Genomic DNA, 20484 nt, shown 5'->3' with positions numbered 1-20484 from the left:
ATGAGGGCACAGCTCTATTATTAACGAGAAATATGCAGTTTTTTCATGCGATATTGCAGACTTTGCCTGCTCATGCCCAATAACTTTGCAGTCTGTGAAATATTATCGTCCATTTTTTCTAAGTAATGGACGATGTATTGTTTTTCGAATCGTTCCATTTGGGTTTGAAAATCAGTCGTATGTTCTGGGCTTGTATAAATAAACGTGTCAGCTGCGGGATGCTGCAAAGGGTTCGTCTGTAATTGCGCTGCAGGACGGCCTTCCCTATGTTTAAATCTAAAATGATATGGAAGGTGATGCATGCATAAGTAATCCTCATCCATCATCATATTCATCCCCGCTTCAATCACATGCTCCAGTTCTCGTACATTACCCGGCCAATCATACGCTTGAAAAAGGGCTAGTACCTCTTCATCAGCCGCCTTCACCTTCATTTGAAACAGCTCATTATATTTTTGAATAAAATGACTGACAAATGTAGGAATGTCTTCTTTTCGTTCAGAAAGCGGCGGAATAAATAGGGTGACAATACCCAGCCGGTAAAATAAATCCTTGCGCATGCGTCCGCCTGCGATTGCATCTACAGGATCCTCATTCATATTGGCAATGACTCTTACATCAACAGCGATTTCTTTTGTGCTGCCAAGTCTTCTCACACGTTTCTCCTGTAATACACGCAGCAGTTTTGCTTGAAGACTAGGATTTAATGAGTTGATCTCATCAAGCAGCAGTGTACCTCCCTGCGCCTGTTCAAATAAGCCGGGCTGATCAGTTGCGCCTGTAAAAGCCCCTTTTTGTGTACCAAAAAGCAGACTTTCAATGAGATTATCAGGCAGTGCCGCGCAATTTTGGGTAATAAATGGTCCAGATGACCGGCTGCTGCCGTTATGAATACTTTGTGCAAATAGTTCTTTTCCTGTCCCTGTTTCTCCAACAATGAGCACATAGGAAGAGGTGCGTGTCGCTCGTTTTGCATGCTCAATCACCTCTAAAAACGCAGGGCTTTGTCCAATAATGGATTCAAAGGTAAAGCGCGTGCTTCCTTTTTTCTTCATATTGTGATGAATCAGCCGTTCCAGCTTGGTCACATCATTCGAAATTTCAACCGCTCCTTGGATGAGGCCGTCTCGAACGAGCGGGTATGTATGATTAATCGTTGTGATTTCTTTTCCGTTGTAATTATGATACGTCTGCTTTGCATGAACGGTTTGTTTCCCGGTACGCAGCGCTTGGACAAGCGTACTGTGCATTTCGTCTTGGAAGACGAAGAGATCTAATACATTTTTATGGAGAACATCAGAGCGTTTCAAAGACTCAATCTCCATCATTTTTTTATTATAAACAACAGTATTGCCATTCTCGTCAATTGCATGAACCCCGACATCTATTAAATCAAGCATTTGTTTATACAGATCAATCTCATTTTCCAGCTTTGCAGTATACTGATCTTCTTTCATTGAAGCACCTCCAGACGTTACCTCTATTTTACATGAAAAATTTTGCGGTTTCCTCTAAAAAATTTGGCAGGTGCAAAGATATTTTGCATAAAGAACCTGATCAATCACCGCCACAATGCGGGCAGAAAGTTGGCACGATCCTTGCATATCATATGTGTGTAGATAAAAGAGGGTAGCTTATAGAAGGAGGAATAGACGATGACACAGACAAATGAATTGATTCAACAAACCGAACAATACGGTGCGGCAAACTATCATCCGCTGCCAATTGTGATTTCAGAGGCTGAAGGAGTTTGGGTGACAGACCCTGAAGGCAATCGATATATGGATATGCTGAGTGCGTATTCCGCGGTGAACCAAGGCCATCGCCATCCCCGCATTATTGAGGCGCTCAAAAAACAGGCAGACCGTGTGACACTGACTTCAAGAGCTTTTCACAATGATCAGCTTGGCCCTTGGTATGAGAAAATTTGTCAACTGACGAATAAAGAGATGGCACTCCCGATGAATACTGGCGCTGAGGCTGTAGAAACAGCTGTAAAAGCAGCAAGACGATGGGGCTATGACGTCAAGGGAATCGAAGACAATCGCGCAGAAATCATTGCGTGCGTCGGTAATTTCCATGGCAGAACGATGACGGCTGTTTCCCTTTCTTCTGAAGCAGAATATCAAAGAGGTTTCGGTCCAATGCTTCCAGGCATTAAACTGATTCCTTACGGAGATATTGAAGCGTTACGTGAAGCCATTACACCACAAACAGCGGCTTTTCTGATCGAACCTATTCAAGGAGAAGCGGGAATTGTCATGCCGCCAGAAGGCTTCTTGAAGGAAGCGAAGTCGCTTTGTGAAAAGGAACATGTGCTGTTCATTGCGGATGAAATTCAGGTCGGATTAGCGCGAACAGGCAAGATGTTTGCATGCGACTGGGAAGACATTGAGCCAGATATGCTGATTCTTGGGAAAGCTTTAGGCGGCGGTGTATTCCCAATCTCGTGTGTGGTCGCAAACCGCGATATATTAGGTGTGTTTAACCCTGGATCTCACGGCTCTACCTTCGGCGGAAATCCTCTTGCGTGTGCGGTGTCGCTGGCTGCACTGGATGTCTTAATCGACGAAAACCTTGCAGCGCGTTCTATGGAGCTTGGCGAATACTTAAAAGACAAACTCACGCGCATTCAAAGTCCTGTCATCAAGGAAGTGCGCGGCCGCGGATTATTTATCGGCATGGAGCTGACAGAGGCAGCGAGACCTTATTGTGAGAAGCTGAAACAAGCAGGGCTGTTATGTAAGGAAACCCATGAGACCGTCATCCGCTTTGCACCGCCTCTCACGATATCTAAAGAAGATTTAGACTGGGCGATTGGTCATATTGAAGCATTATTTCAAGCATAAATGTCAAAGGGGGAGAAACCTTCACTTTCTCCCTTTCTATTTCAACGAACAGCGAATTTTGTCAAAGGATGATGAATAGAAGAGTGAAAGTGGGGAAGCGGATTTGAACCAAGAACAGCATAATGAACTAGAACGTTCCATGAAAAGCAGGCATCTCTTTATGATTGCCTTAGGCGGCGTCATTGGTACTGGTCTTTTCCTTGGGTCAGGACTCATTATCCATCAGGCTGGACCCGGGGGAGCCATTCTATCCTTTATCATTGGCGGATTGTTAATGTATTTGGTGATGCTCTGTCTTGGAGAATTAGCGGTGGCGATGCCTACAGCGGGTTCCTTTCAGGAGTATGCGACCAAATATATAGGTCCGTCCACAGGCTTTATGATCGGCTGGCTTTATTGGTTTAGCTGGGCATGTACAATAGGACTGGAGTTTACGTCAGCAGGCATTTTGCTCCAAAGGTGGTTCCCAGATATCCCTGTTTGGCTTTGGTGTCTTGCATTTAGCGTGATTTTATTTGCCGTGAATGCCATCTCAGCTCGCAGCTTTGCTGAAACCGAGTTTTGGTTTTCAGCCATTAAGGTCGCTGCCATCCTATTATTTATTATCATTGGAATTGGCGCAATTTTCGGAATGATTCATCTGAAAGATGGAGAACCAGCCCCTCTATTTCGTCATTTGACGGATCATGGCGGACTATTTCCTAACGGCGTTTTTGCTATTTTATTAACCATGGTCACGGTCAATTTCTCCTTTCAAGGAACAGAACTTGTAGGGATTGCAGCAGGAGAGAGTGAAAGCCCTGAAAAAACATTGCCTCGTTCTATACGAAATATTATTTGGAGAACGATGGTCTTTTTCGTTTTATCCATTGCGGTTCTGGCCGCGCTTCTTCCGTGGCAGACAGCAGGCACTGTCGATAGCCCGTTTGTCGTCGTTCTGGACAAGGTCGGTATACCATATGCGGCAGATATCATGAATTTTATCATCATCACAGCCGTCTTATCTGTAGCAAACTCTGGATTATATGCATCATCACGTATGCTTTGGTCGCTGTCGAAAGACGGGAAAGGACCTGAATTTACGAAAAAGCTGTCCAAGCGTAAAATTCCGATCAATGCACTATTGATGACAATGGTCGTATCTGCACTATCCCTGCTGACAAGTGTTGTGGCTCCAAAAACGGTGTATGTGTGGCTCATTTCTATTTCTGGTATGGTTCTTGTTGTGGTGTGGATGTCTATTTGCTTGTCTCAGTATTTCTTTAGAAAACAATTCATAAAGGCGGGCGGAGATGTAAAGGATCTCGTCTTCCGAACACCGCTCTATCCATTTGTTCCATTAGCAGGCTTTATCGCATTTGGCATCGTCCTCATCAGCTTATTTTTTATCGAGGATCAGCGGATCGGCCTTTATTGCGGAATCCCGTTCATGGCTGCCTGCTACATTATTTATTATCTCAAAATCAAACCGAAGGAAGAGGCAAAACAGTTTGGAACCATCACAAAAACATAAGCAGGTCCTGAAAAAAATGTGCATGCTCATATCACCAGCATGCACATTTTCCATCGTGAATACATTCTATATAAAAGAAAATAAATATTTTGAAAAGAAATATCATCGCAAGAACCCTGATGACAAGCAGGCTATCGGTGAAAATGTGTCTATTTTTTGTCTAAATGTGTTTGTAAGAGTTGAAAATGCAAGATTATCCTGTTAAAATAATTAAAGAAAGCAGGGATTGATTTTTTTTGGCTGTGGCGGGACGTTTTTTGTCACAGTGGGACGTTTTTAGTCCAACGTGAAAAGGAAGGGTCGTTAGCCATGAATCGTTTATTGGAAGCTCAAAAAAAATTATTGCCAGATCTTCTCATTGTTATGCAAAAACGCTACGACATTTTGCAGTACATCAGATTAGCTGAACCGATTGGCCGCAGAAGTCTTGCGACAAGTCTTGGTCTCAGTGAGCGCATCTTACGCGCTGAAGTTCAGTTTTTAAAAGAACAAAATCTGCTGGATGTGAAAACGAGCGGTATGATGCTAACGAGTGAGGGTCACGCTTTGCTTGAAATGCTTGAAGGAATGATGAAGGACGTTTTAGGTTTAACCTTTTTGGAAAATACATTAAAGAGAAAGTTAGGCCTGGAAGAAGTCATGATCGTTTCTGGTGACAGTGACGAATCCCCGTGGGTGAAGCAAGAAATGGGAAGAGCTGCTGTCCAATGCATGAAAAAAAGGTTTACTGGAAATAATATCGTCGCCGTCACTGGCGGAACGACGATGGAAGCCGTTGCCGAAATGATGACCCCTGATGCCAAAAACCGCAATACGATGTTTGTCCCTGCGAGAGGCGGTCTTGGGGAGAATGTAAAAAATCAGGCAAACACCATTTGTGCCCACATGGCTGAAAAAGCTTCCGGTACTTACAAACTGCTGTTTGTTCCAGGGCAGCTGTCAGAAGGTGCTTACTCTTCCATTATTGAAGAGCCGTCCGTCAAAGAAGTGCTTCAAACGATTAAATCGTCCACGATGCTTATTCATGGTATTGGTGAAGCAAAAACAATGGCGATGAGACGAAATACACCAGCTGAAGATTTAAAAAAGATTGATGAGCATGACGCAGTGACAGAGGCCTTTGGCTATTACTTTAATCGTGATGGTGAGGTTGTACACAAAGTGCACTCCGTCGGCATGCAGCTAGATGATCTAGAAAGCATTCCACACATCATTGCTGTTGCAGGTGGATCATCAAAGGCGGGGGCGATTGAAGCTTATTTCAAAAAACCGCGCCGAACGGTTCTCGTCACAGACGAAGGAGCCGCAAAAGAGTTATTAAGGGAGTCAATTGATCCCTCAATATAAAACATTGTGACCTATAAAAGGAGGAAACATCATGGCAGTAAAAGTCGGTATTAACGGATTTGGACGTATTGGACGTAACGTATTTCGTGCAGCATTAAATAATCCTGAAGTTGAGGTAGTAGCGGTTAACGATCTAACAGATGCTAACATGCTTGCACACCTTTTACAATATGACTCTGTTCACGGAAAACTAGATGCAGAGGTTTCTGTAGACGGTACAAACTTAGTAGTGAACGGTAAAACAATCGAAGTATCAGCTGAACGTGACCCTGCGAAATTAAGCTGGGGTAAACAAGGCGTAGAAATCGTTGTTGAATCTACTGGATTCTTCACAAAACGTGCAGACGCTGCTAAACACTTAGAAGCTGGCGCTAAAAAAGTCATCATCTCTGCTCCTGCTAACGAAGAAGATATCACAATCGTTATGGGTGTAAACGAAGACAAATACGATGCAGCTAGCCACGATGTCATCTCTAATGCATCTTGTACGACAAACTGCTTAGCACCATTTGCAAAAGTACTTAACGATAAATTTGGTATCAAACGCGGTATGATGACAACTGTTCACTCATACACAAATGACCAGCAAATTCTTGATCTTCCGCACAAAGACTACCGTCGTGCTCGTGCAGCTGCGGAAAACATTATCCCAACTTCTACAGGTGCTGCGAAAGCTGTTTCACTTGTATTGCCTGAACTTAAAGGTAAATTAAACGGTGGCGCTATGCGTGTTCCAACACCTAACGTTTCTTTAGTTGACCTTGTTGCTGAATTAAACCAAGATGTAACAGCTGAAGACGTAAATGCAGCACTTAAAGAAGCAGCTGAAGGAGAACTTAAAGGAATCCTTGGCTACAGCGAAGAGCCATTAGTATCTGGTGACTACAATGGTAATGCAAACTCTTCAACAATCGATGCTCTTTCTACAATGGTAATGGAAGGCAGCATGGTGAAAGTAATCTCTTGGTACGATAACGAGAGCGGATATTCTCACCGCGTTGTTGACCTTGCAGCTTACATTGCAAAACAAGGTCTTTAATTTCTCACACTGAAGGAACTCACTTGGTTCTTTCCTAGAGACACGATATAATGAAGACGGACAAGGGAAGGGGAAGCATCCCTTTCCCTTTTTCTCTGTTTTTATCCGTTCTGCACGATTTCTCATTTTGATGAGGGCAAAATGGGAAAAGGATAAAGAGAGTCTTGTCCAATGCGTAAGGAAACCAGAATAAAGGAGGATCTCCTGACGAGCATGAATAAGAAATCAGTAAAAGACATTGACGTAAAAGGTAAAGTTGTGTTCTGCCGCGTAGATTTTAACGTTCCGATGAAGGACGGAGAAGTGACGGATGATACTCGTATCCGCGCAGCATTACCAACAATTGAGTATTTAACAGGACAAGGCGCAAAGGTACTGCTAGCTAGTCATTTGGGTCGTCCGAAGGGTCAAGTTACTGAAGAACTGCGTCTGACACCTGTGGCAAAACGTCTGCAAGAGCTTCTTGGAAAAGAAGTGAAAAAAGCAGATGAAGCTTACGGCGACAACGTGAAAAAGCAAATCTCTGATTTAAAAGAAGGAGATGTGCTAGTGCTTGAAAACGTTCGTTTCTATCCTGGTGAAGAAAAGAACGATCCTGAATTATCAAAAGCATTTGCTGATTTAGCCGATGTGTATGTCAATGATGCGTTCGGTGCTGCACACCGTGCACATGCATCGACAGCTGGTATTGCAGCTTATCTTCCGGCTGTTTCAGGCTTCCTCATGCAAAAAGAGCTTGAGGTTCTAGGGAAAGCCATTTCAAATCCTGATCGCCCATTTACAGCGATTATCGGCGGCGCAAAGGTAAAGGATAAAATCGGTGTGATTGAAAGTCTTCTTGATAAAGTGGACAACCTCATCATCGGCGGCGGACTTGCTTACACATTTGTGAAAGCACTTGGCCACGAGGTAGGGAAATCTCTATTAGAAGAAGATAAAGTAGATTTAGCGAAATCGTTTATGGACCGTGCAAAAGAAAAAGGCGTGAACTTCCTGATTCCAACAGATGTTCTGGTAGCCGACGACTTTTCAAATGATGCAAATACAAGCATTGTGCCAATCTCTGAAATTCCAAGTGATCTAGAAGCACTTGATATTGGAACAGAGACAAGAGAAAAGTATGCTGACGTTATTAAAAACAGCAAACTTGTTGTCTGGAACGGACCAATGGGTGTATTTGAAATCGATGCATTCGCTAAAGGAACAAAAGCTATCGCAGAAGCACTGGCAGAAGCAAAAGATACATATTCTGTCATTGGTGGTGGAGATTCAGCAGCAGCAGTTGAGAAATTTGGTCTTGCCGATCAGATGAGCCATATTTCTACAGGCGGCGGCGCTTCACTTGAATTTATGGAAGGCAAAGAACTTCCTGGTGTTACTGCATTAAACGATAAATAAGACCAAAACTGCTATAAGGAAGTGTCAATCATGAGAAAACCAATTATAGCTGGGAACTGGAAAATGAACAAAACACTTGGCGAAGCAGTCAGCTTCGTTGAAGAAGTCAAGTCATCTATTCCATCTCCTGACAAAGTGGAATCCATTGTCTGTGCGCCAGCTCTTTTCCTTGAAAAGCTAAACAGCCTATCAAACGGAACAGACCTTAAAATTGGTGCACAAAACATGCACTTTGAAGAAAATGGTGCATTCACTGGGGAAATCAGCCCTGCTGCTCTAAAAGATTTAGGCATCGGCTATTCAGTGATTGGGCATTCAGAGCGCCGTGAATTCTTTGCTGAAACAGATGAAACAGTGAACAAAAAAGCACATGCTGCATTCAAGCATGGCATCGTTCCAATCATTTGTGTAGGTGAAACGCTTGAAGAGCGTGAAGCTGGTAAAACAAATGAACTTGTCGCTGATCAAGTGAAGAAAGCACTAGCTGGTTTAACGAAGCAGCAAGTTGCTGAATCTGTGATTGCATATGAGCCAATCTGGGCTATCGGTACAGGAAAATCTTCTACAGCGAAAGATGCAAACGACGTTTGCGCACACATCCGCCAAACCGTTGCAAGCGAATTTGGTCAAGAAGCGGCAGACAGCCTTCGCATTCAATATGGCGGAAGCGTGAAGCCGGCAAATATTAAAGAATATATGGCAGAATCCGATATTGACGGTGCTTTGGTAGGCGGCGCAAGCTTAGAACCTCAGTCTTTCGTTCAATTATTGGAGGAAGGTCAATATGAGTAAGAAACCAGCTGCACTAATCATCTTAGACGGGTTCGGTTTAAGAGGCGAAACAGTCGGTAACGCTGTCGCACAAGCAAAAAAACCGAACTTTGACCGCTACTGGAACGAATTTCCGCATCAAACCTTAACGGCTTCAGGTGAGGCAGTAGGTCTCCCGGAAGGTCAAATGGGGAACTCTGAAGTTGGGCATTTGAACATCGGTGCAGGACGCATTGTGTATCAAAGCTTAACAAGGGTGAATGTTGCCATTCGTGAAGGGGAATTTGAGAAAAACGAAACGTTCCTAGATGCAATGACGTATGCAAAAGAGAATGACAAGGCGCTTCATTTATTTGGACTCTTGTCAGACGGCGGTGTGCACAGTCACATCCAGCATCTTTTTGCCCTGCTGAAGCTGGCGAAAAAAGAAGGCTTAACAAAGGTATACATTCATGGTTTCTTGGACGGACGTGATGTTGGTCAGAAGACAGCCAAAGTGTACTTGAAACAGCTGGAAGAACAAATCAAAGAAATCGGTGTCGGTGAAGTGGCAACACTTTCAGGACGCTATTACTCAATGGACCGTGACAAACGCTGGGATCGTGTGGAGAAAGCGTACCGCGCGATGGCATATGGTGAAGGGCCAAGTTATCAAAACATCTATGATGTCGTTGATGACTCCTATGAAAATGGAATCTACGATGAATTCGTTATTCCATCTGTCATTACGAGAGAAAATGGTGAGCCGGTTGCCAAAGTAAACGACGGCGACTCTGTGATTTTCTATAACTTCCGTCCAGACCGTGCCATCCAAATCTCGAACACTTTCACAAATGCAGATTTCCGCTCGTTTGACCGCGGAGAAGCTCATCCGAAGAATTTACACTTCGTCTGCTTCACACACTTCAGTGAAACGGTTGATGGCTATGTTGCCTTCAAACCAGTGAATTTGGATAACACGGTAGGAGAAGTGCTTTCTCAAAACGGATTGAAACAGCTGCGGATTGCTGAAACAGAGAAATATCCTCATGTCACGTTCTTTATGAGCGGTGGACGTGAAGAAGAATTTCCTGGTGAAGACCGCATCTTAATCAATTCACCAGATGTAGCCACCTATGACCTCAAGCCGGAAATGAGTGCTTACGAGGTAAAGGATGCACTTGTTGCAGACATCAATGCTGACAAGCATGATGCGATCATTCTGAACTTTGCTAACCCGGATATGGTTGGCCATTCAGGTATGCTTGAGCCAACAATCAAAGCCATTGAAGCAGTAGATGAGTGCTTAGGAGCTGTAGTCGACGCAATCCTGGCAAAAGGCGGACATGCCATCATCACGGCAGACCACGGTAACGCAGACGTGCTGATTACCGAAGAAGGAAAGCCGCATACTGCACATACAACGAATCCTGTACCAGTCATCGTGACGAAAAAAGGTGCGACGCTTAGAGAAGGCGGCATTTTAGCTGATCTATCTCCAACGCTTTTAGACTTACTTGGTCTTGAAAAACCAAAAGAGATGACAGGAACATCATTAATTCAGAAATAAAAAAATTGATTCAAAAGGAGAGAAATAACGATGCCATACATTGTTGACGTATATGCACGCGAAGTATTAGACTCTCGCGGTAACCCAACAGTTGAAGTAGAAGTTTACACAGAATCTGGCGGCTTTGGCCGTGCGCTTGTTCCAAGTGGTGCTTCTACTGGTGAATATGAAGCAGTAGAACTACGTGACGGAGACAAAGACCGTTACCTTGGAAAAGGTGTTCTGACAGCTGTAAACAACGTAAACGAAATCATTGCACCAGAGCTTTTAGGCTTTGATGTAACAGAACAAGTAGCGATTGACAAAATGTTAATCGAACTTGACGGAACAGAAAACAAAGGGAAATTAGGCGCAAACGCAATCCTTGGCGTATCTATCGCTGTAGCACGTGCGGCTGCTGATTTCTTACAAATTCCACTTTATCAATACCTTGGTGGATTCAACTCCAAAACGCTTCCAGTACCAATGATGAACATCGTCAACGGCGGAGAGCATGCGGATAACAACGTAGACATTCAAGAATTCATGATTATGCCTGTAGGTGCACCGAACTTCCGTGAAGCACTTCGCATGGGCGCTCAAATCTTCCATAGCCTGAAATCTGTATTAAGCGCAAAAGGCTTAAACACAGCTGTAGGTGATGAAGGTGGATTCGCTCCAAACCTTGGTTCTAACGAAGAAGCACTTCAAACAATCGTTGAAGCGATCGAAAAAGCTGGCTTCAAACCAGGTGAAGAAGTGAAGCTTGCAATGGATGCTGCATCTTCTGAGTTCTACAACAAAGAAGACGGTAAATATCATTTATCAGGTGAAGGTGTTGTGAAAACATCTGCTGAAATGGTTGACTGGTATGAAGATATGGTATCGAAATACCCAATCATCTCTATCGAAGACGGCCTTGATGAAAACGACTGGGAAGGTCACAAACTATTAACTGAGCGCCTTGGCAGCAAGGTTCAGCTAGTAGGAGACGACTTGTTCGTTACAAATACGAAGAAGCTATCTGAAGGAATCAAAAACGGCGTTGGTAACTCAATCCTGATCAAAGTAAACCAAATCGGTACATTAACTGAAACATTTGATGCAATCGAAATGGCAAAACGCGCAGGATACACAGCTGTTATCTCTCACCGTTCTGGTGAAACTGAAGACAGCACGATTGCAGACATCGCTGTTGCAACAAACGCTGGACAAATCAAAACAGGTGCTCCGTCTCGTACGGACCGTGTGGCGAAATACAACCAATTACTTCGCATCGAAGATCAATTGGCTGAAACAGCACAATATCACGGCATTGCAACATTCTATAACTTGAATAAATAATGTCAGCTATGCGCTGCGTTCCGCTCTTTCATGAGAGCGGGGCGCAGCGTTTTTTTGTGTTAAGCGAAATCCTCTGGCTAATTCATTTGACTTATCCTATTTCTGTAAAAAATCCTCCTTCAGTTAGAGAAGAAGGCAAAATCCCCTCCATTTATAAGCACTAAATCATGAAAAATCGACTAAAAATATGATCTGAAATGAACTTATGCTTTCTGTAAGGGGGTGGTATCATTTTACATATATTAGGGGGTGATGAGATGCTGAATCCTTTTAGCCTTCGTTTTCCAGTAGGTGTATATATGTATGTTCTTCACCTATTGGCGGCATATGATGAAAGGAAGCAACGAATTCTAACTTCTAAGAATGTACAGAAAAACGCATTTTGGATTTATGTCCTTGCCGCTATATTGGGCATTATTTCACTTGGAGCATTGATTTGGGCATGCAAGACCTTTGGACGAGGCTCCAAATTTTTAGGTGAGTTCAAATTATTAGGCATGTACGTTAAAATCCAGTGCGGTTTTTAACAGGGATGAGAACAGATGCAAGGGCATCTGTTCTATCTGAAACAAACGGAGGGATATGATGCTGACATTACGATTAAAAGAAAAAACATATAGCCGCACCTTCTCTCTCCGCAATATTCAAATGAATGTCGAGAAAGGGCAGATGCTGCTGCTTTTGGGGCATAATGGTGCGGGAAAGACGACGATAATCCAATCCATGTTTGGGCTGACGCCATTTAAAGGATGCGTCACTTTACATGGTAAACAGCTGAACCTTCAATCCTCAGAACATATTTCCTTATTGAAAAAACATGTTTCCTATATTCCTGACGAGCATTCGTTGTTCGATTATTTATCACCGAGAGAATACTTTCAATTACTTCAGCTGCCAAATGAGCAAGATGTCACACGGGAAGAGACGTTCATTGATCTGTTTGAGCTGGGTTCGTATATGGATCAGCCTATCGCTCAGCTGTCTCATGGCAATCAAAAGAAAACGCAGATCATTTCACAGCTCCTCAGGCCATGTGATTATTATGTGTTCGATGAGCCAACGAACGGTCTTGATCCAGATATGATGATCATCTTAAAAAAGGTGCTTATGAAGCTGAGAGATCAAGGCGCTGGCATTCTCATTTCAACCCATCATTTGAGCTTTGGTGATACGCTTTATGACCATCTCATGATCTTAAGAAATGGGGACGTCAAGCTGGATATGTCCCGCCAAGAAACGACTCAGACATTTCCTCATCAGGCACTTGAAGAGATTTATAAAGAAATGAATCGAGATTACTATATGCAGGTGGAGAGGTTACTCAATGATCTGGACACGACACGTTCTTCATAAAATAGAATGGGGGATGCTGACAACGAAAGGAAAGCAGCTCGCAAAAAAGTACCCTATACAGCTTCTCGCAGCCGCGGTTTTTTTCTTGCTCATGTATGCGATATACGTCGTCATCAGCCTGCGCTTTTTCATGCAGGCGGGAGAAAGTGAGCCGGCTGCTCTATATCTCCAATTGATGAAAATGACGCTTTTACTTTTAGGCGCAGGTATTGTGTTATCCCGCAATAAATTAAAGCGTCAGGAATATCAATTCTACTTTTTGAATAGTGCGATACAAAGTGTGCCATTTGTCCTTTGTGTGTATTTCTTTCCGATGCTCTTTTGTTTTCTCATGGTAGGACTGCTTTTTTTACCGATTGTCTTAGGCCTTTTGATCAGCGGTGTTACGCCATCTTTGTATTGGATAACGGCTGTATGCATGACTTGCTGTGTACTGGCGCTGCTTGCACTTGCTTCTTGGATGGTGATGCGGATTGCTGTGAGCCATTTCGTATCAAAAACAAAAGAGCATTTGCTGCTGCAAACGCTCGGCTTTGCGGTGCTGAATCTATTGGTGTTTCTCCTTTTGAAAAAAGCAATGGAAATGATCCGAGTATGGCCATCAGTCTATCTCATATTTCTCGTGCTCCTTCTAAGCGCTGGCTGGCTATGGCTGAAGGGGTTAGCGGCTTCTTATGTCCATCAGATGTTTTTGCAGCTGAAAACAGAGGTAAAGTCGTTTTCTTACAAGAAAATTAGAACGCAATCTTCCTTTCTGACGCACCTGCGGCAGGAATTGGTCTATTTCAGCCGGTCAGCTGTTTTTAAAGAACAGGGCATTTTGTTTTTATTTCTCGTTTGTTTGACTGCGGGGCTGCCATTTGTTTTTACACCTGTAGAAACCGGCTGGATGTATGCCTTTATAGTGCAGTATGCCTTAAAGGAAATATTGATCATGCTTCCACTGATGATTGGCAGAGAATATCATATGAATCAAAGGGCCATCTTTATGTTAAATACATCAAAGGGTGCTTATTTATTGTCGAGAATTTTATTTTATTACGCTATTAATTTGTTGATATATTTTGTGTTTATTGGGTTTGCATCTATGGTGATAGGTATTGAAAGTGAAGGTCATGGCCTCGCAAGTTTGTCCATTTTGTTGATCACTGCCATGGCGGCCTGTACAGGGTTTATCGTGAAGATCAGTGAGTTTAATAAACTGTTTGTCATCGTGATGATGATTGCTGTATTCAGCTTCATCGATATGCTTTTATTGAAGTGGCTTTCAGCAGATGTGTATCTTCTCGCCACCGCCTATTTGTTAGGTTCACTTGCATTTTATAGCTGTATATATACGGTCATGTTAAAGAGGCCTGTCTTGCGATGATAGAACTTGTGTGTAGTTTCCTAGCGGTTGTGATGATACATGAACTCGGTCATATACTGATGATCATGATGTGTAACAAGATCGAAAAAAGGCCGCTCTTTGATTTTGTGATCACGATTGATTGGAAGCATGTGGCGGTCGTCCATGAGAAATTTGTCCGGCCGAGCTTCAATATGATGGTGGCACTTGCAGGCCCGCTCTTTCCGGTGCTTTGTTCGCTTGTGCTTTTTTTGATATGGAAGCATCCGGTCAGTCATCAGCTGCTGTTTTTTTCTTTACTGAATACGGTGATGCTGCATCCAGCTTGCCCTGACGGAAAAAATATCACAGCCAGTTTAAAAGAGATGAAGGAGAGAAAGAGATGATCAAAGTATTTCATTCGTTTTCCAGCGGTATAACACTTGCGATGCTGTATGTATTTGCTGTGTTTATGACCCCTGTTTTTTTACTGCTGCTAGAGGTCAATCATGTTGAATCAAGCCCAACATTGTTTGGCATGCCATTTTATATCATGAAAATTGAAGAGTATCAATTCAGCTCAGAGGCGACGCTCTTTGGATGTGTGGTCTGCTTTTTAGCTGGCGCCGTGCTTTATTTCTTCATTCAATATGTGAAGCATGTGGTAAAAAAACGCAGAACATAAAAAAGCAGACGGACGGAACAAAACATCAGTCTGCTTGCAAAGTGAGTGACAGCCGTACCATATCCATACACTGAATGCCATTTTCAAAAATCGGTTCATCATAATGCTTAAGAAAGAAATCGTGGTCAATAGATATCATGCGGAAGCCGCATTTCTGATAAAGTGCGAGCTGCTGAATGCTCGAGTTGCCTGTGCCGATTTCAACCGTGTGAAAACCTGCGGATTTCGCTTCAGCAATGGCATGGCGGATCAGCTGCTTCCCAATTCCTTTTCCTTGCCATGATTCCTTCACGGCGACATTGATGATTTCGACTGTCTGCTGAGACAGAGATAAAAGCACATAGACACCAATCACGTCCTGTTCATGATACGCGACATAACAAGAGCCGGATTGCACATAAGTAAGAACCTTTTCCTTTGAAGGATCAGCTAAGAGTAAAAGATCCATAGGGACGGATTGATCACCTGACAATGGCCGAATGTGTATCATATTTTTTCATCCTTTCTATTCTTTAATATATCCTTGTTTCACACCCCAATCATATTGATCCTGTACCCATTGTGAGGGCGGATTGTGGGTGACATTTGGGTCTTTTTTGACAGTTGGTTGCCTTGCAGCCTGTGCGCTCTGTTTATTTGCTTGAGCAGTGGCTTTCGCTGCTGTCAGCTCTTTTTGAAGCTGGTCAATTTTTGACTCAAGTATTTTACGCTGCTTGACTTCTTTTTGATAGGCTTTCTTTTCGTTTTGGAGCTTTTTGGTGATGGTAGACAGTTTCTTTTTTTGTTTTTCGTTTTCATGCTTTATATCCGCTTGAACTGATGTTAACTTCGAAAGCTGCTCATCGTTCGTTTTGCTTTCTTGCTGGTGTTTTTCCTCAGCTGCTTTGATGGTCTGCTGCTGCCAAACCATCCAGCCGGCTGCTCCTAAAACCGCAACAGATAGAAGGATGATGGTGATCGTTTTCTTCATGTGTCATTCCCCTTTCTTTAAACCTTTATTATCATCGGTTAAATATATACAGGTTTTAACATCACAAGGGAATATTCACATCAGATTGGCAGACACTATGAAAAAAGGAGGGTGTCTGTTGATTTCCTTTATGATTCATGTCGTGGTCTCATTATTTGCTGTATCAAACCCTATTGGAAACGTGCCTCTTTTCATCACTTTAACAGAGGGATATACAGAGAAAGAACGCTCCCAGACAGCCAAAAAAGCCATTGTGGTCTCTTTCATTATTCTTGTTGCCTTTCTATTGGCAGGGAGGCTCATTTTCAAATTGTTTGGTATCGATATTCATGCACTCCGTATCGCCGGAGGTATTTTTATTTTTGGTATCGCTTACAATTTACTGAATGCAAAGGAGTCACATGTCCAAAATCCTCATTCTGAGGAAAAGGCAGAAAGCATAGAAAAGGCGGATGTTTCCGTTACGCCGCTGGCGATTCCGATCATCGCTGGTCCCGGTACAATCGCTACAGTGATGAGTTTAACCCCGGGAAGTCAAGGGATGCTTCACATGTTTACGATTTTAATCGGCATTGTCATCGTTCTGGCAATGACCTTTTATGCCTTTCATTATTCAAGTTTCATTATGCGGAAAATGGGGAAAACAGAGATGAATGTCGTGACGCGGTTAATGGGATTAATTCTTGCTGTAGTGGCAGTTGAGATGATCGGCGCAGGCTTAAAAGGGATGTTTCCAATGTTTATGCAATAAGTGTATATAAAAAAGCTGTTTTTTTCTACAATGATGTAAAATAAAACAGCTTTTTTTAAGGTTTCGGCACATGCTTAAACACTTCTTCACTTTCAAAGAATTCAATTAAACGGCTAATCCAATCATAGTAATCAAGACTTTCCTTGATTTCTGAAAGAAGCAGATTGATTTTATCCTCTGTCTCTTCTGGCAGGTCGTCCTGTTCAAGCAGCTCCAGCAATTCCTTGCACGTTTTCTTATGTGCCTTGCGGTTTTTGCTGACAACTCGGGACCAATTGGCTGCAAACAAGGAAATAAACGTTTGGTATTGATCTTGCTCAACTTCATATAGATCTTTACGTATTCCTTTTTCATAAACTTTTTCCGCAATATTCAAATCAAGCATTTCTCGAACGACTTGACTCATTCTCGTTTTGCTCATGCCTGTCGCCTCTGATAGCTCTCCAAGCGTCATTGGTTTACGGTTCATGTGAATGATACCAAGCACTCTACCCACTGTAGAAGAAAGACCAAAGGCATTCATGTTCTCGGCAGCTTTTTCAATATAATGATCCTGTGCTTTTTGAATGGCACCTAACGCTTGCTTGTCCACTCCCCGATTCATCCCTTCACGACTGACAATTTGTAACACAATATATCATATACCTGTTTGTTGATGAAAACAATAAATATTGAGTATTTGCTCGTAATTTGGAGGAAAAAGGAGAGATCTCTATCTAGCAGGCCGTTAACTGAAAATTTTAAATAAATGTTATGCAATACAAACACATCATAAACTTTTTATTTTATAAAGTTTGCACTATAATAAATAAGGTGTAAATTTTCTGAAAATATTGATCCGACTAATGGAGGTGTCTCATTTGCTGAAACTAGAGAATGTATCTAAGACGTATAAAGGCGGAAAAAAAGCTGTCAAAAATATTGATTTAGAAATAGCAAAAGGAGAATTTATTTGTTTTATTGGACCGAGTGGCTGTGGTAAGACAACAACCATGAAGATGATCAACCGACTCATCGAACCTTCCTCAGGAAAAATCTTCATCGAGGGAGAAAACATTATGAAAAAAGACCCAGTTCAATTAAGAAGAGAAATTGGCTATGTGATTCAGCAAATTGGACTGTTCCCCCATATGACCATCGCACAAAACATTTCACTTGTTCCGAAGCTGTTAAAATGGCCGGAAGAAAAACGAAAAGAACGGGCACGTGAACTGCTGAAGCTTGTCGACATGGGACCGGAATATTTAGAGCGCTACCCTCATGAACTCAGCGGAGGACAGCAGCAGCGCATCGGTGTTCTTCGCGCACTAGCAGCGGAACCCCCTCTGATCCTCATGGATGAACCGTTTGGCGCACTTGATCCAATCACACGAGATTCATTGCAGGAAGAATTTAAGAAACTGCAAAAAACGTTAAATAAAACCATCGTATTCGTCACACATGACATGGACGAAGCTATTAAACTAGCTGATCGAATTGTGATTTTAAAAGATGGAGAGATTGTCCAAGTAGGTACGCCTGACGATATTCTGCGGAACCCAGCCAATGAATTCGTAGAAGAATTCATCGGCAAAGAACGTCTGCTTCAATCAAATCCGAATATGGAACGTGTAGAACAAATGATGAACACGTCACCAGTCACCGTTACAGTTGAAAAAACATTAACAGATGCCATCTACATCATGAGAGAAAAGCGGGTCGATTCCTTGCTTGTAGTAGATGAACATCATGTGCTAAAAGGCTATATCGATATTGAAACAATCGATGCGAACCGCAGAAAAGCAGCTTTCGTTGGTGATATTTTAAATACAGAGTTCTATACCGTACAAGAAGGCGCACTTCTAAGAGACACTGTCCGGAAAATATTAATACGCGGCATTAAATATGTACCGGTTGTGGATGCAGAAGGGCACTTAAAAGGCATTGTGACACGTGCAAGTCTTGTAGATGTTGTGTACGACTCCATTTGGGGAGACGATACGCCGGCGGCTGTCACTGAAATGAAGTAAGGGAGGTGTACACATGGATCAAATCATCGACTTTCTAGAGAAAAATGGTGGGGAACTCCTCACAAAAATGTGGGAGCATTTATATATTTCCTTAATTGCTGTTGTGCTTGGTATTATCGTTGCCGTTCCTTTAGGTGTGGTCCTCACACGAATGAAGCGAGGCGCAGGTTTTATCATCGGTATCGTGAATATCTTTCAAACACTCCCTAGTTTAGCGATTCTTGCCTTTTTTATTCCTATTTTGGGGGTTGGGAAAATACCTGCAATCGTTGCTCTCTTTTTCTATTCGGTTTTACCTATTTTAAGAAATACGTATGCCGGGGTCCAAGGTGTGAACAAAAACTTGCTTGAATCCGGTAAAGGAATCGGGATGACAACATGGGAACAAATTCGTCTTGTTGAACTCCCGCTTGCTGTACCGGTCATTATGGCAGGTGTCAGAACGTCAACGATATATTTGATTGGCTGGACAACACTTGCAGCCTTTATCGGTGGAGGCGGTCTAGGTGACTACATTTTGATTGGACTTCAGCTGTATCAGCCGGAATTTATTATTGCGGGTGCGATACCAGTCACAATTTTAGCAGTCATCATCGACCTATCATTAATGAAGCTGGAGAAAAAAGTAACACCAGAAGGCTTAAAAGGATTGAAGGAAGTTTCATAAGGAGTTGGCTTATGTGAAGAATCGAAAAACAAAATGGATCAGTGCACTGCTTGCCGGATGCTTGCTATTGATAAGCGGCTGTTCACTTCCTGGACTAGCCGGCTCCTCAGGGGGCACGCTGCGAATTGGAGCACAAAACTTTACCGAATCAGAAATTATGGCCTATATGGTTGGCGATATGATCGAACATTACACAGATAAAAAGACGACTATTGTGAAAAACCTAGGCTCCAACACTGTGCAGCAGAAAGCAATGGAAAACGGAGATGTCGACATTTCTGCGACAAGATATTCAGGCACGGATTTAACAAGCACGCTTGGAATGGATGCGGAAAAAGACCCGGAGCGTGCGATGGAGATCGTCCAAAAAGAATTTAAAAAACGCTACGATTACAAATGGTTTGATTCTTATGGATTTGATAATACGTATGCCTTTGCTGTGACGCAGAAGATGGCGAAGGAAAACAAGTTAGAAACGGTCTCTGATTTGAAAAAGAATGCGAACAATTACCGATTTGGTGTCGATAATATTTGGCTCAAAAAGAAAGGCGACGGCTATGACGGGTTCGTGAAAACATACGGAATCAAATTTGGCAGCACATATCCGATGCAGATTGGTTTAGTCTATGATGCATTAAAAAATGAAAAAATGGATATTGTGCTTGCCTATTCAACAGATGGACGAATCAAAGCCTATAACCTTAAAATCTTAAAAGATGATAAACGGTTCTTCCCGCCATATGATGCATCACCAGTAGTCCCGGAGAAAGTCTTAAAAGAAAATCCAGGGCTTGATAAGGTGATCAACAGGCTAATCGGAAAAATCGATACAGAACAAATGCAAGAGCTGAACTATCAAGTTGACGGGGAGCTTCAAGAACCAGCAACCGTTGCGAAGAATTTCCTGAAAAAACACAATTACTTTGAGTAAGA

21 protein-coding genes are annotated in these 20484 nt (G+C 42.6%); 17 read left to right on the top strand and 4 right to left on the bottom strand.

All coding sequences use genetic code 11. The features are described 5' to 3' along the window. Window positions 1-20 precede the first annotated feature (20 nt). Window positions 21-1457 carry a sigma 54-interacting transcriptional regulator gene (locus MHI23_RS15800; protein ID WP_342492078.1) on the bottom strand — a complete coding sequence of 479 codons (1437 nt, stop codon included), beginning with the start codon at window positions 1455-1457 and terminating at the stop codon, window positions 21-23. Window positions 1458-1655: 198 nt separating this feature from the next. On the opposite strand from MHI23_RS15800, the gene MHI23_RS15795 reads away from it, so the two are divergent. The 13 genes from MHI23_RS15795 (at window position 1656) to MHI23_RS15735 (ending at window position 15154) form a co-directional block, all read left to right on the top strand. Next, window positions 1656-2849, top strand: a complete 1194-nt coding sequence (locus MHI23_RS15795) for an ornithine--oxo-acid transaminase (protein WP_056765768.1) — start codon at window positions 1656-1658, stop codon at window positions 2847-2849. 139 nt (window positions 2850-2988) lie between these two features. Continuing rightward, complete coding sequence (locus MHI23_RS15790) at window positions 2989-4362, top strand: amino acid permease (RefSeq protein ID WP_342492478.1); 1374 nt, start codon at window positions 2989-2991, stop codon at window positions 4360-4362. A gap of 309 nt (window positions 4363-4671) precedes the next feature. Beyond that, window positions 4672-5709: a sugar-binding transcriptional regulator gene (locus MHI23_RS15785; RefSeq protein ID WP_285709965.1), complete on the top strand. Its 1038-nt coding sequence runs from the start codon at window positions 4672-4674 to the stop codon at window positions 5707-5709. A gap of 31 nt (window positions 5710-5740) precedes the next feature. Continuing rightward, window positions 5741-6748, top strand: coding sequence for a type I glyceraldehyde-3-phosphate dehydrogenase (gene gap, locus MHI23_RS15780; RefSeq protein ID WP_007500174.1), 1008 nt, complete (start codon window positions 5741-5743; stop codon window positions 6746-6748). A 213-nt stretch (window positions 6749-6961) separates the two neighbouring features. Beyond that, on the top strand, window positions 6962-8146 hold the full coding sequence (locus MHI23_RS15775) for a phosphoglycerate kinase (protein ID WP_024426073.1): 1185 nt from the start codon (window positions 6962-6964) through the stop codon (window positions 8144-8146). Window positions 8147-8176: 30 nt separating this feature from the next. Further along, entirely contained in the window at window positions 8177-8938 is a 762-nt protein-coding gene (gene tpiA, locus MHI23_RS15770; RefSeq protein ID WP_017359213.1) for a triose-phosphate isomerase, read from the top strand. Then, window positions 8931-10466 (top strand): 2,3-bisphosphoglycerate-independent phosphoglycerate mutase, encoded by a 1536-nt coding sequence (gpmI, locus tag MHI23_RS15765; RefSeq protein WP_024423499.1) that lies wholly within the window; start codon window positions 8931-8933, stop codon window positions 10464-10466. The genes tpiA and gpmI overlap by 8 nt, the downstream gene beginning before the upstream one ends. Window positions 10467-10496: 30 nt before the next feature. After that, window positions 10497-11789 carry a phosphopyruvate hydratase gene (gene eno / locus MHI23_RS15760; protein ID WP_003212752.1) on the top strand — a complete coding sequence of 431 codons (1293 nt, stop codon included), beginning with the start codon at window positions 10497-10499 and terminating at the stop codon, window positions 11787-11789. Window positions 11790-12046: 257 nt separating this feature from the next. Beyond that, the gene (locus tag MHI23_RS15755; protein WP_024423498.1) at window positions 12047-12316 is read left to right on the top strand and encodes a hypothetical protein; all 270 of its coding nucleotides are present in this window, start codon (window positions 12047-12049) and stop codon (window positions 12314-12316) included. Window positions 12317-12374: 58 nt separating this feature from the next. After that, window positions 12375-13142: an ABC transporter ATP-binding protein gene (locus tag MHI23_RS15750; RefSeq protein WP_024423497.1), complete on the top strand. Its 768-nt coding sequence runs from the start codon at window positions 12375-12377 to the stop codon at window positions 13140-13142. Then, complete coding sequence (locus MHI23_RS15745) at window positions 13114-14511, top strand: hypothetical protein (protein WP_342492077.1); 1398 nt, start codon at window positions 13114-13116, stop codon at window positions 14509-14511. Before MHI23_RS15750 ends, MHI23_RS15745 begins: the two co-directional genes overlap by 29 nt. Then, window positions 14508-14876: a hypothetical protein gene (locus MHI23_RS15740; protein ID WP_342492076.1), complete on the top strand. Its 369-nt coding sequence runs from the start codon at window positions 14508-14510 to the stop codon at window positions 14874-14876. The genes MHI23_RS15745 and MHI23_RS15740 overlap by 4 nt, the downstream gene beginning before the upstream one ends. Then, the gene (locus MHI23_RS15735; protein WP_024426069.1) at window positions 14873-15154 is read left to right on the top strand and encodes a hypothetical protein; all 282 of its coding nucleotides are present in this window, start codon (window positions 14873-14875) and stop codon (window positions 15152-15154) included. Before MHI23_RS15740 ends, MHI23_RS15735 begins: the two co-directional genes overlap by 4 nt. Before the next feature lie 25 nt (window positions 15155-15179). On the opposite strand, the gene MHI23_RS15730 is transcribed toward MHI23_RS15735, so the two are convergent. Beyond that, window positions 15180-15644 (bottom strand): GNAT family N-acetyltransferase, encoded by a 465-nt coding sequence (locus tag MHI23_RS15730; RefSeq protein WP_208946364.1) that lies wholly within the window; start codon window positions 15642-15644, stop codon window positions 15180-15182. 15 nt (window positions 15645-15659) lie between these two features. After that, complete coding sequence (locus MHI23_RS15725; protein ID WP_342492075.1) at window positions 15660-16124, bottom strand: hypothetical protein; 465 nt, start codon at window positions 16122-16124, stop codon at window positions 15660-15662. 118 nt (window positions 16125-16242) lie between these two features. Between MHI23_RS15725 and MHI23_RS15720 the strand changes: the two genes are divergently transcribed. After that, window positions 16243-16875, top strand: a complete 633-nt coding sequence (locus tag MHI23_RS15720; RefSeq protein ID WP_024423491.1) for an NAAT family transporter — start codon at window positions 16243-16245, stop codon at window positions 16873-16875. A gap of 55 nt (window positions 16876-16930) precedes the next feature. Here MHI23_RS15720 and MHI23_RS15715 read toward each other — a convergent pair whose 3' ends face one another. Then, window positions 16931-17467, bottom strand: coding sequence for a GbsR/MarR family transcriptional regulator (locus MHI23_RS15715; protein WP_073979100.1), 537 nt, complete (start codon window positions 17465-17467; stop codon window positions 16931-16933). 268 nt (window positions 17468-17735) lie between these two features. On the opposite strand from MHI23_RS15715, the gene MHI23_RS15710 reads away from it, so the two are divergent. Genes MHI23_RS15710 through MHI23_RS15700 form a run of 3 tightly spaced genes read left to right on the top strand, consistent with a single transcriptional unit; the run spans window position 17736 to window position 20482 of the window. After that, window positions 17736-18884: a betaine/proline/choline family ABC transporter ATP-binding protein gene (locus MHI23_RS15710; RefSeq protein ID WP_025094044.1), complete on the top strand. Its 1149-nt coding sequence runs from the start codon at window positions 17736-17738 to the stop codon at window positions 18882-18884. A gap of 13 nt (window positions 18885-18897) precedes the next feature. Next, a complete protein-coding gene (locus tag MHI23_RS15705) occupies window positions 18898-19551 on the top strand; it encodes an ABC transporter permease (protein WP_025094045.1) in 654 nt (217 codons plus the stop codon). Between the two features lie 13 nt (window positions 19552-19564). Further along, window positions 19565-20482, top strand: a complete 918-nt coding sequence (locus MHI23_RS15700; protein ID WP_041107821.1) for an osmoprotectant ABC transporter substrate-binding protein — start codon at window positions 19565-19567, stop codon at window positions 20480-20482. The last annotated feature ends 2 nt before the right edge of the window (window positions 20483-20484 follow it).

Source organism: Bacillus sp. FSL M7-0003 (assembly GCF_038628485.1).
Classification (GTDB): Bacteria; Bacillota; Bacilli; order Bacillales; family Bacillaceae; genus Bacillus; species Bacillus safensis.
Note: the sequence above shows the minus strand (reverse complement) of the source record. Positions and strands in the feature narration are given on the sequence as shown.